Here is a 13,608-nt window from a genome sequence, read left to right on the forward strand (position 1 = left end):
TTTTTGTTTGAATAGAGATTCAATTATAACAAAAAAGGGAGCCATTGTTTTTTATTATAACGGCAATTTTCTATTAGCAGTTAAGTCCGATTTCATTAGCGCTCCAGATTGCATCCATTATGTTGGCAGTCTGATATGCATCACCAATTAGATACAAATCGGTAATTTTGCTGTGAAGTTTATTGTATAATTCTTTGTCAGATTTAAATCCAACAGAAATTACAATAGTATCAGCAGCTACATTCTGCTTTTTAAATTTATTACTGATTAACACTGCACCTTCATCTGTTACTTCAAGTAAAGAGTTGTTTGTTATAATTTTTATATTTTGCATTTTAAGAAGATCAAGAAGCATAATTTTATTCATATGTGGAATTGGTTTTCCTGCATCTAATATATTACTTTTGGCTTCAACAATTGTAACAGTTTTACCTTGTTTTGAAAGGTAGAGAGCAGTTTCACAGCCAACAAGTCCACCACCTACCATAAGTACATTTTCTCCAGTTTTCTTTTTGCCATTTAAAATCTCAACTGCTGATGAAACTTTATCTTTTTCCATGCCAGGTAAAGTGGGTATAATTTCCTTTGCACCAGTTGCAATAATGACAACGTCCGGATTTTTGTTTTTTACAAGTTCTTCTGTTACTTTTGTATTTAAAACTACTTCAACTTTAGATTCCTGTATTTCATTTCTATACCAGTCAAGTAGTCTCCTATCATCTAATTTAAAAGCAGGTACCGAACCTGGAATGACTTCTCCTCCAAGTTCACTTGTGCTTTCATATAAGGTAACCTTATGACCTCTCAATTGGGCAATTCTTGCTGCTTCCATTCCTGCAAGGCCACCACCTACAACCATTACTTTTTTTGATGCAGGAGCAGGTTCTATTCTATAATATCTTTCTCTACCAGCAGCTGGATTTACTGCACAACTTAAAGGTTTTCCTTCAAAGCCTCTGCCAAGACAGCCTGCATGGCATCCTATGCATGGACGAATTCTTTCAGGATGATTTGAAAGAACTTTTTTTGGCCAGTATGCATCTGAAAGAAGTGGTCTTCCAAGTCCAATCATATCAGCAGCTTGGTCATCAAGAGCTTTTTGAGCCACATCAGGTACACCTAGTTTTCCTGCAACTATAACAGGGATTTTTACAGCTTTCTTTAATTCCTTGGTATATGGAAGATAGAGTCCGTCTTTCTGATAAAGAGGTGGATGTGACCAGTACCATGCATCATAGGTTCCTATATCTGTATTTAATTCATCATATCCTGCAGCTTCAAGAATTTTTGCAGCCTCAATGCCTTCCTTTAAATCACGACCTTTTTCAACAAAGTCCTCATCTGGAAGCCCGCCTTGTCTCCAATCCTTTATGCAGCTCTTAACACTATATCGTAAGCCAACTGGAAAACTTTGTCCCAATCTAGCCTTTATTCCTTGTACTATTTCTATTGGTAATTGAAGTCTTCCTCTTAAATCCCCACCATATTTGTCAGTTCTTTTATTGAATATGGAAAGTGTGAACTGGTCAAGTAAATAACCTTCATGTACAGCATGTATTTCAACACCATCAAAACCTGCTTTCTGTGCAATTTCAGCAGATTCAATAAATTTTGTAACTACCCATTCTACTTCTGAAGTTGTAAGTTCTCTACAGGTAACTGTTGGATTCCAGTAATTTGGAATATTTGAAGCTGAAACAGGCTGTGAGGTTAGTAGTGTGCCTGGGGCACCACTTCTTCCAAAACCCATAGTAAGTTGTAAAAAAATTTTTGTACCGTAAGCATGAACTCTTTCTGTCATTTCTGCCGAGGTCATTAAAAACCTTCCAGGGTTAATAGAGATTATTGGAATTACACCAGGTACAACCTTATCAAGTTCATTCTCAACCTTAGTGATGCTTGTTACAATAAGCCCTGTACCACCTTTAGCCCTTTCAACATAATAGTCGATAGCTCTTTGATTGTAACAACCTTCGTTGTCTATAAGTCCGAAAGCTCCCATAGGTGCCATGGATATTTTATTTTTTATTTCCACACTACCTATTTTAATAGGTTCAAACAAAGATTTATTTTTCATATCAATTCGCCTCTTTGTATAAATTTATTTTACAAAATAAGTATATCACTTTAAATATGTCTTGATACCGTTTACTTAAAAATATTTGTAAATTAATGAATACTTAACTGAAAAATCAAATAATTATGGCAATATTTTATCATTGTGTATTTACATTTTGAAATGTTTATTGTATAATCATGTAAAGCTTTGATCAGAAATAGTAAAGATATATGAAATTTTCAGAGAGCCGAAGGTGCTGTGATTCGGTAATTTCAAAATCTCGAACTCGTCTGTGAGCTGTCTCCTGAAATTAGTAGGGTAGAACGTATTTCCCACGTTATAGGGATAGATGGTAATAGCCATTGATATTTATGGAAAGCCATCGAAAGCGAATTTTAGAAATAAAATTAATTAGAGTGGTACCGCGGGTTAACCTCGTCTCTTCATTGAGATGAGGTTTTATTTTTTTATAAAAAGGGGTGTTTATATTGTCTTACACAAAATACACAAAATTTAATAAAATTGAACTTGAAAAACGTGAATGGCCAACTAAACAAATTGAAAACGCACCAACTTGGTGTAGTGTTGATTTGAGAGATGGTAATCAATCACTACCTACACCAATGAATGTTGAAGAAAAACTAAAAATGTTTAAACTTCTGGTCAATATGGGATTTAAAGAAATTGAAATTGGATTTCCATCTGCTTCAAAAACTGAATATAAGTTTTTGCGAACACTCATAGAAGAAGACCTTATTCCAAAGGATGTTACAGTTCAAGTTTTAACTCAGGCAAGAGAACAGTTGATAGAGAAAACATTTGAGGCATTGAAGGGGGCTAAAAGTGCCATAGTTCATGTGTATAATTCAACTTCAGAATTGCAAAGAAGAGTAGTTTTTAAAAAGTCTAAGGAAGAAATAATAGAAATCGCTGTTCATGGAGCAAAACTACTAAAGGAATACAGCAAAAAATATCCAGAAACAAATTTTACTTTTGAATATTCACCTGAAAGTTTTACTGGAACAGAACTTGATTATGCACTTGAGGTGTGTGAAGCAGTATTAGAAGTTTTAGAACCTACAGCTGAAAAAAAGGCTATTATTAATTTGCCTTCAACTGTAGAAATGGCTACACCTAATGTATATGCAGATCAGATTGAGTGGTTCTCAAAAAATATTAAAAATAGAGATAATGTTATTATAAGTTTACACACACATAATGATAGGGGGACTTGTACAGCCTCTAGCGAGCTTGGACTTTTAGCTGGGGCAGATCGTGTTGAAGGTACATTGTTTGGAAATGGAGAGAGGACTGGAAATTTAGATATAATAACTATGGGTATGAATTTATACTCTCAGGGAATAGATCCTAAATTGGATTTTTCAAATTTAAATAATATAATAAAGGTGTATGAGGAGTGTACAAAGATGACAGTTAATGAACGTCATCCGTATGCAGGAAAACTTGTATATGCAGCATTTTCAGGTTCTCATCAAGATGCTATTAGAAAGGGTTTACTTGCTATAAAAGAAGAAAACAATAATAAATGGGAAGTTCCATATCTTCCAATAGATCCTCATGATGTAGGAAGAGAATATGAGGAAATCATACGTATAAATAGTCAATCTGGTAAAGGTGGAACAGCTTATATTTTAGAAAGTGAATTTGGGTTTATTTTGCCTAAGGCTATGCATGAGGAATTTGGTAAAATAATTAAAGAAAAATCTGATGCCTTGGGATCAGAACTTAATGCAGATGATATATTTAAATATTTTAAAAATGAGTATTTGGAAAGAAAACAACCTTATAGACTTAAAACCTATGAAATTAAGTCCTTACAGAATGTGGAGACAGATAAAAATATGGTAAACATAAAGGCTACTATATCTATAAATGACAGTGATAAAATTATTGAAGGGACAGGGAATGGTCCAATAGATGCATTTTTTAATGCGTTCCATAAATATCATGTTAATGGATGTAAATTTATATCTTATGATCAGCAGGCATTAGAAAGTGGTTCAGAGTCAAGAGCCGTTTCATATATACAGGTGGAGAGTAATAATAAACGTTATTTTGGAGTAGCAATTTCAGAAAACATTGATACAGCAGCTTTAAATGCATTAGTCTGTGCAATAAATAGAAGCAACAGCTGATTAAAAAATATTTTCTATTTATTAAAAAGATGAAGTATGATGGATTATCTATAGTTAAGATAATACCTTGCTAAATTTCATTCATGTTACTATAATAAGCCAATTTGCATGTTTTTACAAATATGAAAATTGGCTTTTACATGAATTTATCTACACAATATTAATAGGCTTCCCAGTAGCGAAAGCAGCTATATTATCAGCTAAAAAATCAATAAGTCTTTGCCTTGATTCAAAACATTTCCAGCCTATATGTGGAGTAAGAATTACATTGTCCATTGAAAATAAAGGATTTTCAATTGATGGTGGTTCTGGATCTTGAACGTCTAAGGCAGCACCGGAAATTACACCTTTCTTTAAAACCTCAATTAAATCGACCTCATTTATAATTGCACCTCTTGCAGTGTTTATTATACAGGAAGAAGGTTTCATGATTTTAAAATTATCCTTGTTAATAAGATGTTTAGTTTTATCTGTAAGTGGACAATGAATTGTTACAAAGTCACTTTCCTTAAGCATTGTTTCAAGTGAAACTGAATGTATGTTGATATCATCCCATTGCTTTGGTGTTCTACTATATACCAATATATTCATGCCTAAAGCACGAGCTACTTTAATTACTTGAGTTCCAATGGAGCCACTACCAATTACACCAAGGTTTTTCCCTTGGACTTCAAAATGGGGAACACCAAGATGTTTTGTAAAGTTATTAAAATTGCCTTGTCTAAGCATATTTTGTTGAATGGATATAGATGAACTCAAATCTAGTATAAAACCAATTACAAGTTGTGCAACGGCTTCAGTACTATACCCAGGAAGATTACAAACAGTTATGTTTTTCTCTTTTGCAGCAGCAATATCAATATTATTGTAACCTGTGCCTGCTTCACATATAAGCTCTACAGAACTCGGAAATTGTCTTATTAAATCACCACTTAAGGGTATTTCCTTAGTTATTATAATATTTTGATTTTGAACTCGCTCTAAAATTTCCTCAGGGCTACTTTCATTATATTTTGATAGAGACGTAATTCTTTCTAATGGTGAAAAGTCTAGTTTACCATCAAAGTCTACTTTAGATGCGTTTAAAAATACTGTGTTTTTCATATATACCTCCATATGTTAGTTTAATAATAATAAATTTTATATGTAATTGTAATAAATTGCTAAGCAACTGGTTAAAGCTTTTTACTCTACTACGTGAGTAAAAAGGTGAAAGGTTGCCAGAGCGGCAATATTAAAGAATTAACGTTAATGCCGTTAATGGTGAGAAAATTTGTTTTCAGCAAAAGGGTTAGGATGATTTTTCTACGCTATGCTTCGAAAAATCTTTGAACTTAAATTTATTAATCTAAAGTATTTTGTACTTCATTTTTTTCACCGAAGGTCTGTAGTGTTCGTTCATAAGTATTTGTTACAATATTAACCATAATATGAACACCAAAGGCTACGCCTAAAAACAAAACCTACGGTTTAAAATATATAAGTCCAATTACTTTAAACTATGAAATTCATCTTTTACCTGTTACGCAAGTAACTTCTCTCACCTTTGACGGCTTTATACCCGTCAAATCTTTCATCTAGCCGAAGGCTTTCTTTAATCTTTTTATTTAGCTTTAGCTATGATAAAATTCTTTAGTTTTTGCTTCGCAATTTCTTTATACGGTGAATAAATTAAGAAATAATTAAGATAAATATACTACTACTTCCGTGTGGCTGTCAAAAGTAGAAATTATAGGTTTAAATAGTTTGAATATTATGCTTATTATATGGAAGCAAAGAATTAAATGTATAATATAGTTAATAACTTGTAAAGGTGTGAATGGAATGATTAAAATAAGGGCCCATCATTTTCTTTGTATGCAGGGGTTTCAAGGGTATGGCTACAATGATGAATTTGTAAAACATATGGGAGAAATAGTTAAATATATAAAAGAAAATTCTAATGATAGCATTAAAATAGTCAATTATTGTGATGAGGTTTGCTCCATGTGTAAAAATAATACTAATGGTATATGTGAAAAATCTAGCAGTGTGGATTTTATGGATAAAAAAGTGTTATTAAAATTAAGATTAACGAATAATCAGCAAATAATAATAAAAGATGTATTTAAATTAGTAGGTGAGAAGATTAAAAGCTTTGAAGATGCATATGAAATATGTGGAAATTGTAGTTGGTCGGAAAAATGCTTGTGGATTTGCAAATTAAAATAAAAAAACAAATAAAGGGTGGAGAAAATGTTATTATTAAAATCGCTTAGTGGTATTTTAAGTATTGTAATAATGATTTCTATTGGATGGATTTTAACACATAAAGGATGGTTTAATGAAGAATCTTCAAGATTAATTACAAGGTTAGTTATAACAATTGCATTGCCAGCACTTATGATATCTACAATACTTGAAAATATAGATAGGGGTAAACTGGTGCACCTTGGAAAAGGGATTATAATACCAGTTTTATCTATGGCTGTATGTATGATTATAGCTGTTTTAGTTTCAAAATTAATTAATATAAAGAAAGAAGACAAAGGGCTTTTTATATCAATGTTTTTTAATTCCAATACAATTTTTGTTGGACTTCCTATAAATTTATCTTTGTTTGGTGAAAAAAGTGTTCCGTATGTACTTTTATATTACATAGCAAATACTACATTTTTTTGGACAATTGGTGTTTATTTTATAAGTAAAAGTGGGGAAAGGAAAACCAATGATAAAATAATTAGTATGAAAACCATTAAAAGGATAATTTCACCGCCTCTTATGGGGTATATAATAGCAATTATATTAGTTATATTAAAAATACATTTGCCAGAATTCATAATGAATACCTGTGAGTATATGGGGGCAATTACTACTCCACTTTCTATGATATTTATAGGAATATGTATACATTCGGTTAAATTAAAAGATATAAAGGTTACAAGAGATATGATGGGAATTTTAGCTGGAAGATTTATTATATCTCCAGTTACGGTATTTCTTCTAACCCTTCTAATTCCAGTACCGCTTCTTATGAAGAAAGTATTTATAATACAAGCTGCCATGCCAGTTATGACTAACACAAGTATAATTGCTAAGGCTTACAATGGAGACACAAAATATGCAGCAGTAATGACTGTTGTAACAACTGTTGTAACAATGATAACAATTCCATTTTATATGATTTTCCTAAGCCATTTGTAAAAATACGTTTACAAAATAATATTGTCATAATATAATTTAGTTGTGCAGTATTTTAAATGTTAAATTTAATTTTATTTAAATTCCGCACTAAAAATAATATATGGGGGGATCTTATGAAGTTTAAATTTGTAAATTTAGGAGTAATAAAAAGTATTATAGCAACCTGGATAATATCTTTAGTAGCTATGATAATTTTAGGTGTTGTTTCATACGTTAATACATCAAAGATGTATGCTATATCTAACAGAACTAATGTGAGCACCATACCAAAGCTTAAAAATTGGGGTGATGTAAATGCAGATATGGGTGTACTAAGAAATACACTTACTAAAATAATCGATAGACCTTTTGATGAAAAAAATGAGAAGGCAATGTTAAGTTTAAATGCAGATATTACTTCTATAATGAAAAACACTATACCTTTATCAAATTCTGACAAACAGGAACTTAAAGTAGCTAATGATGCAAAAGATGCATATGAAAAATATTATTCATACATACCGGATATAATGGAACAGAGAAAGAATGGACTAGTTCCTGATCCAAATATAACCAATGTACAGATGGGTGTATATGGAACACAATTACAAAATAAAACTGTTGCAATGGTAAATTATCAAAAAAAAATAGCAGCAAAAGAGAGTCTTGATTCAAAACAGTTGTATCAGCAAAATAATGTGATATTTACTATTATCTTTATGATTTCGTTAATTCTTATAAGTTCAATATCAATTTTAGTAATTATAATAACTAAAAAATCTATAAAAGAATTTACAAATAAATTAAAGGTTATTTCAAATGGAAATCTAGCTATAGAAAAAAGCCAGCATCTAAAAAATGAATTTGGTATTATGAATAATGAACTTGATAAAACTGTGGATTCAATTTCAAATATACTTACAGTTATTAAAAAAGAATCTAACGATGTTAAAGGCGAATCGTATACGCTAGCATCTTTAGCTGAAGAAATGAATGCATCAACACAGGAAGTATCAAAGGCAATTCAATCTGTAGCAGAAGAATCAACTACCCAGGCACAAGAACTTATTTTTATAAATAATACATTGAATTCATTTGGAGAAACCTTAGAGGGAATAAATACATCAGTGGAAAATGTAGATATGAAAACAAAACATATAAGTTCAATGTCTGGAGAAAGCAATTCACAGCTGGAGGTTTTAGCAAAATCAATAGATGGCATAAATTATTCATTTGGAACTGTTAGTGAAAAAATTTCTAGTCTGGTTAAAAGAGTTAATGATATATCGGAAATGACAGAATTAATCAATAGTATTTCTGAACAGACTAATTTATTGGCACTTAATGCTGCAATAGAAGCAGCAAGGGCAGGGGAAGCAGGAAAAGGATTTGCTGTGGTTGCTGAAGAAATAAGAAATTTATCAGAACAGTCAAAGAATTCATCTGATAGTATAACAGAATCTTTAATGGAAATTCATAATGAAGCAAAAATAGTTATGAGCACGACAGATACAACCAGTGACAAACTTAATAATCAAGTTGTGGTTGTAAATAGTGCAATAGAATCATTCAAGAAAATAATAGGTTCAATTGATGATATTCTGCCAAGAATAAATAATATAAACAGCTCTATAAATAAGATAAATGATGAAAAAAATGACATTTTAAAAGCAGTTGATAAAGCATCATCACTAGCAGAAGGAAATTCAGCATCTTCTGAAGAAATATCAGCATCTACTGAGGAAATTAGTTCATCATCAGATGAAGTGGCAAGATCCTCACAGCTTTTGACGGATAAGACGGAAAAAATGATAAATGAAGTTGGAAAGTTTGTTTTAAGAGGTTAAAAAAGTGATAGTGTTTATAGCAGGTAAAATTATTGCTTATGCATAAATTTACTTGTTATATAACACAAAATTGTTATCGTGAACAAAAAACTATTGATATATATATATAATGTATTATAATATAAAGTATGAAAACTTGTTAACGTTGTCAAGCTTTCAAATTTTTTTTGTGAAAGAAAGGCGAATCTTATGAAAAATTTTATGGATCAAGATTTTTTACTTACTACAGAAACAGCAAGAAAACTTTTTCACGATTATGCTGAAAAAATGCCAATTATTGATTATCACTGTCATATAAGCCCAAAAGAAATATGCGACGATAAAAAATTTAAAAATTTAACTGAAGCTTGGCTTTATGGAGACCATTACAAATGGAGACTCATGAGAAGTTATGGAATAGATGAAAAATATATAACAGGAAAATCAACAGATTACGAGAAATTTTTATCATATGTAAAAGCTGTAGAGACAGCTATAGGAAATCCTTTATATCATTGGACTCATTTAGAGCTTCAAAGATATTTTGGAATAAATGAAGTAATAAATGAAAAAAATGCACCTGTAATATGGGAGAAAGCAAATAAAATATTTGAAAGTGGACTTAGCGTTAGGCAAATTATTAAAAAATCAAACGTTAAAGCTATATGTACAACAGATGATCCAGCAGACTCTCTTGAGTATCATTTAAAGTTGCAAGAAGATAAAACTTTTGATGTAAAGGTATTGCCTGCATTTAGACCTGATAAAGCTTTAGGAATAAACAAGCCTACTTTTACAGAATGGGTTAAAACTCTAGAAAAAGCTTCAAAAAAGAACATAGCTAGCTATGATGAATTTTTAGATGCATTGAAGTCTAGAATAGAATTTTTCCATTCAGTTGGATGTAGAGTTTCAGATCATGCACTAGATTACGTTCCTTATTTAGAAGCCTCTAAAGAAGAGGTGGCAAGCATCTTCAAGAAAGCACTAAATGGAGAAACTATAACTCATGAGGAAGAAACAAAATATAGAACAGCTACTATGCAATTCCTAGGCAAAAACTATGCAAAATTAAACTGGGCTATGGAATTACATATAAATGCATTTAGAGATAATAACGGAGATATGTTTAAAAAATTAGGACCAGATACTGGATTTGATTCTATCAATGATAGCAATGTTACTTATCCGCTTTCAAAACTGCTTAGTTCTTTAGAAGTAGAAAACTTACTACCTAAAACTATTTTATATAGTTTAAATCCTAATGACAATTATGTTTTAGGTACATTACTTGGCTGTTTCCAAGGAAGTGGAGTTCTAGGAAAAATACAACTTGGAGCAGCATGGTGGTTTAATGATAACAAAGACGGCATGATAGAACAAATGAAAGCACTTGCAAACCTTGGATTATTTTCAAGTTTCCTTGGAATGTTAACAGATTCAAGAAGTTTCTTATCATATACAAGACATGAATATTTCAGAAGAATATTATGTGAACTTATCGGTAATTGGACTGAAAATGGAGAAATACCAAATGATATGGATTTACTTGGAAAGATAACTGAAGATATTTGTTATAATAATGCTAAGAACTATTTTGAAATGAAAATATAAAACAAGGTTTGATAAAAAAATCAACATACCTATACAAGTATTAGGGGCTTTTTATAAGAATAAGGAGTAGTTTAGTGTCAACTATTATGATATTATTATATGTAGTTATGAATTTTACTTGGAAGGTGTGTTGAAAGTATGAGTATTACTATAAAAGATATTGCAAAAATGGCTAATGTTTCACATACTACTGTTTCAAGGGCTCTTAATAATAGTCCATTTATAAATGAAGATACTAAAAGAAGAATAGTAGAAATAGCAAATGAACTTAATTACGTTCCGAATTATAATGCCAAAAGTTTGGTTTTAAATAAATCATATAATATAGGATTGTTTTTTTCTACAATACACAACGGTACCTCATCTAGCTTTTTTCACGAAGTTATAGATGGTGTAAGCAGTGTTATAAGAGGAAACTATAATTTAGTTATAAGGGGAATTGATGATTGCAAAGATTTTAATTATGTATCTAAAAAACGATTTGATGGAATCATATTAGTAAGTCAAAGCGAAAGTGACAACCCATTTATATATGATACTATTAATAAAGAAATACCATTAATAGTTCTTAATAGAGAGATTGAAGCACATAATATTGTGAATATAGTTTCTTCAGAAAAAGAAGGAGCATATGAGGCCACAAATTTTTTAATTAAAAGTGGACATAAGGAAATTGCGATTATAGAAGGGAAAATTGGGTTTAAATCTTCAATTGATAGAAAAGATGGATTTATCAATGCGTTAATTGACAATAAAATGCAAATTAAAAATGAATATTTTATAGATGGAAATTATGATGTTGAAAGTGGTTTCTCAGCAATGGAGAAGCTTTTAAATTTGCCCAAAGTACCGACAGCAGTTTTTTGTTCAAATGATGATATGGCTGTAGGGGCTATGAAAGCAATACAAAAATCAGGATTTAGTGTACCAAATGATATTTCTATAATAGGTTTTGATGACAGTATATTTTGTAATTATGTAACACCGGCACTAACTACTGTAAGAAAACTTTCAAGGAAAATAAGCATAGTAGGTGGACAAAAGCTATTAGAAATATTAGACCATTCGGATACAAATGGTGAAAAGATTTATATAGATACAGAGTTAATTATTAGAGATTCAGTTTCAAAATTAGCTAAATGAAGTGGTATAAACTAGAGGACATGCGTTAACTATAATTAATTGTTAACGTGTGTATTAACTTAAAGTGCAGAGCATAAGTATATAAAAGTATGTTACGGTTTTAACAATGTAAATGTTTAATCTAAACGCTTTTTATTCCCTTTATGTAAGCGCATAACATGGAATAACACAATATGGAGGGAAATTTAATGAAAAAACTAACGTTGAAAGAAAAAATCTCCTATGGTCTTGGGGATTTTGGAAATGGTTTTATGTTCGACTTAGGGCAAGCTTACCTGTTAAAGTTTTATACAGATGTTGTTGGAATAGCATCTGCATCAGCAGGAGGAATATTTTTATTCACTAAAATATTTGATGCTATTATGGATCCCATAGCTGGAACTATAATTGATTCAAGGAAATCCGGGAAGAATGGTAAATTTAGACCTATTATGTTTGCATCAAGTATAGCACTTGCAATACTTACAGTTATAACTTTTACAAATCCGGGAAAGACATCTACTTCCAAATTAATCTTTGCTTATATCACATACATGATATGGGGGGTTGGATATTCTTTTACAAATGTACCTTATGGATCATTAGGTTCAGTAATAACTCAAGATGTAAATGAAAGAGCATCGTTAGCTTCATTTAGACAGATAGGATCATCAGGAGCACTATTAATTACTGGAGTTATATTCATGCCGCTTGTATTGATATTTGGAAATCCAAGGCTTGGATATCCTGCTGTAGCTGCACTTATGGGAATAGTAGGAATTTTATCTTTTAGAATGACGTATAAAAATACTAAAGAAGTTGTTGTTCAAGCAGAAACTAAAAGAGAAAAAATTACACCAAAATCAATTGCAAATACAATATTTTCCAATAGAGCGCTTTTGACATTAATATTAATGACTATATTCTCAATATCTGCATATAATATTAAAACTTCACTAATAATATATTATTGTCAATATAATTTAGGAAATGTGAAATTGATTATGTATGTGAACTTCTTTACTATAGGATGTTCTGTTATAGGTGTTTCATTTATACCAAAGCTAGTAAAAAAATTTGGTAAAAAGAGAACAGTTATTATAGGTTTTTTAACAAGTGTAGTTGCTGATTCTATAAACTTCTTGTTACCTGGAAATATAGTTACATTTATAATACTTGCAAGTATAGCATTTATTGGTATCAGTATTCCTAATGGTGTAACATGGGCATTTGTTTCTGACTCCATTGATTATGGTGAATGGAAAACTGGTCATAGAAGAGAAGGCATTACATATTCAGCTTTTAATTTTTCAAGAAAATTAGCTCAATCTCTATCAGGATTTTTATCTGGAATAGGTCTAGCTATGATAGGTTATGTTGCAAATGCTAAACAAAGCGCACATACGTTACTTGGTATAAAGGTATTATTAATGCTTTATCCTGCAATTGCATTATTAATTGCAGCTATAGTAATTGGAGTGTTATATAATCTTTCAGATAAAAAATTTGAAGAAATTGTAAAAGATTTAAATTTAAGAAATGGTAAAAAGGCTTAACATTAAATATAAATTTAAAAATAAACATTTTATGTTCACGTGTGCATAGCTTTGTGTTATAATATTATTGGGAAGGTCATTTAAGTATAATGTTTTGAATACGTGAACATTAT

At 30.6% G+C, this 13,608-nt stretch carries 9 protein-coding genes and 1 other annotated feature; of the genes, 7 read left to right on the plus strand and 2 right to left on the minus strand.

Going from position 1 to position 13,608, the window contains the following annotated elements; translation table 11 throughout:
* Positions 1-73: 73 nt before the first annotated feature.
* Positions 74-2,077, minus strand: coding sequence for an oxidoreductase (locus B8978_RS09895; protein WP_084115696.1), 2,004 nt, complete (start codon positions 2,075-2,077; stop codon positions 74-76).
* Positions 2,078-2,257: 180 nt separating this feature from the next.
* Positions 2,258-2,505 (plus strand) — a binding site (T-box leader).
* A 42-nt stretch (positions 2,506-2,547) separates the two neighbouring features.
* Here B8978_RS09895 and leuA point away from each other — a divergent pair.
* A complete protein-coding gene (gene leuA, locus B8978_RS09900) occupies positions 2,548-4,215 on the plus strand; it encodes a 2-isopropylmalate synthase (RefSeq protein WP_084115698.1) in 1,668 nt (555 codons plus the stop codon).
* A 150-nt stretch (positions 4,216-4,365) separates the two neighbouring features.
* Here leuA and B8978_RS09905 read toward each other — a convergent pair whose 3' ends face one another.
* Positions 4,366-5,319 carry an NAD(P)-dependent oxidoreductase gene (locus tag B8978_RS09905; RefSeq protein WP_084115700.1) on the minus strand — a complete coding sequence of 318 codons (954 nt, stop codon included), beginning with the start codon at positions 5,317-5,319 and terminating at the stop codon, positions 4,366-4,368.
* 720 nt (positions 5,320-6,039) lie between these two features.
* Between B8978_RS09905 and B8978_RS09910 the strand changes: the two genes are divergently transcribed.
* The 6 genes from B8978_RS09910 to B8978_RS09935 all read left to right on the plus strand — a co-directional run bounded on the left by B8978_RS09910 (position 6,040) and on the right by B8978_RS09935 (position 13,495).
* The gene (locus tag B8978_RS09910; RefSeq protein ID WP_084115702.1) at positions 6,040-6,426 is read left to right on the plus strand and encodes a DUF1284 domain-containing protein; all 387 of its coding nucleotides are present in this window, start codon (positions 6,040-6,042) and stop codon (positions 6,424-6,426) included.
* A 24-nt stretch (positions 6,427-6,450) separates the two neighbouring features.
* Complete coding sequence (locus B8978_RS09915) at positions 6,451-7,398, plus strand: AEC family transporter (protein ID WP_084115704.1); 948 nt, start codon at positions 6,451-6,453, stop codon at positions 7,396-7,398.
* Positions 7,399-7,511: 113 nt separating this feature from the next.
* Positions 7,512-9,224 carry a methyl-accepting chemotaxis protein gene (locus tag B8978_RS09920; protein ID WP_084115706.1) on the plus strand — a complete coding sequence of 571 codons (1,713 nt, stop codon included), beginning with the start codon at positions 7,512-7,514 and terminating at the stop codon, positions 9,222-9,224.
* Between the two features lie 189 nt (positions 9,225-9,413).
* The gene (uxaC, locus tag B8978_RS09925) at positions 9,414-10,817 is read left to right on the plus strand and encodes a glucuronate isomerase (RefSeq protein WP_084115708.1); all 1,404 of its coding nucleotides are present in this window, start codon (positions 9,414-9,416) and stop codon (positions 10,815-10,817) included.
* Positions 10,818-10,955: 138 nt separating this feature from the next.
* On the plus strand, positions 10,956-11,960 hold the full coding sequence (locus B8978_RS09930) for a LacI family DNA-binding transcriptional regulator (protein ID WP_084115710.1): 1,005 nt from the start codon (positions 10,956-10,958) through the stop codon (positions 11,958-11,960).
* Between the two features lie 188 nt (positions 11,961-12,148).
* Positions 12,149-13,495: a glycoside-pentoside-hexuronide (GPH):cation symporter gene (locus tag B8978_RS09935; protein ID WP_084115712.1), complete on the plus strand. Its 1,347-nt coding sequence runs from the start codon at positions 12,149-12,151 to the stop codon at positions 13,493-13,495.
* The last annotated feature ends 113 nt before the right edge of the window (positions 13,496-13,608 follow it).

This window comes from Clostridium acidisoli DSM 12555 (genome assembly GCF_900176305.1).
Lineage (GTDB): Bacteria > Bacillota > Clostridia > Clostridiales > Clostridiaceae > Clostridium_I > Clostridium_I acidisoli.

What these genes read in the sequence shown, in the direction of transcription:
- B8978_RS09895 (WP_084115696.1), bottom strand. Translation starts at nt 2,077, where the DNA reads ATGAAAAATAAATCTTTGTTTGAACCTATTAAAATAGGTAGTGTGGAA.
- B8978_RS09905 (WP_084115700.1), bottom strand. Translation starts at nt 5,319, where the DNA reads ATGAAAAACACAGTATTTTTAAACGCATCTAAAGTAGACTTTGATGGT.
- B8978_RS09910 (WP_084115702.1), top strand. Translation starts at nt 6,040, where the DNA reads ATGATTAAAATAAGGGCCCATCATTTTCTTTGTATGCAGGGGTTTCAA.
- B8978_RS09915 (WP_084115704.1), top strand. Translation starts at nt 6,451, where the DNA reads ATGTTATTATTAAAATCGCTTAGTGGTATTTTAAGTATTGTAATAATG.
- B8978_RS09920 (WP_084115706.1), top strand. Translation starts at nt 7,512, where the DNA reads ATGAAGTTTAAATTTGTAAATTTAGGAGTAATAAAAAGTATTATAGCA.
- uxaC (WP_084115708.1), top strand. Translation starts at nt 9,414, where the DNA reads ATGAAAAATTTTATGGATCAAGATTTTTTACTTACTACAGAAACAGCA.
- B8978_RS09930 (WP_084115710.1), top strand. Translation starts at nt 10,956, where the DNA reads ATGAGTATTACTATAAAAGATATTGCAAAAATGGCTAATGTTTCACAT.
- B8978_RS09935 (WP_084115712.1), top strand. Translation starts at nt 12,149, where the DNA reads ATGAAAAAACTAACGTTGAAAGAAAAAATCTCCTATGGTCTTGGGGAT.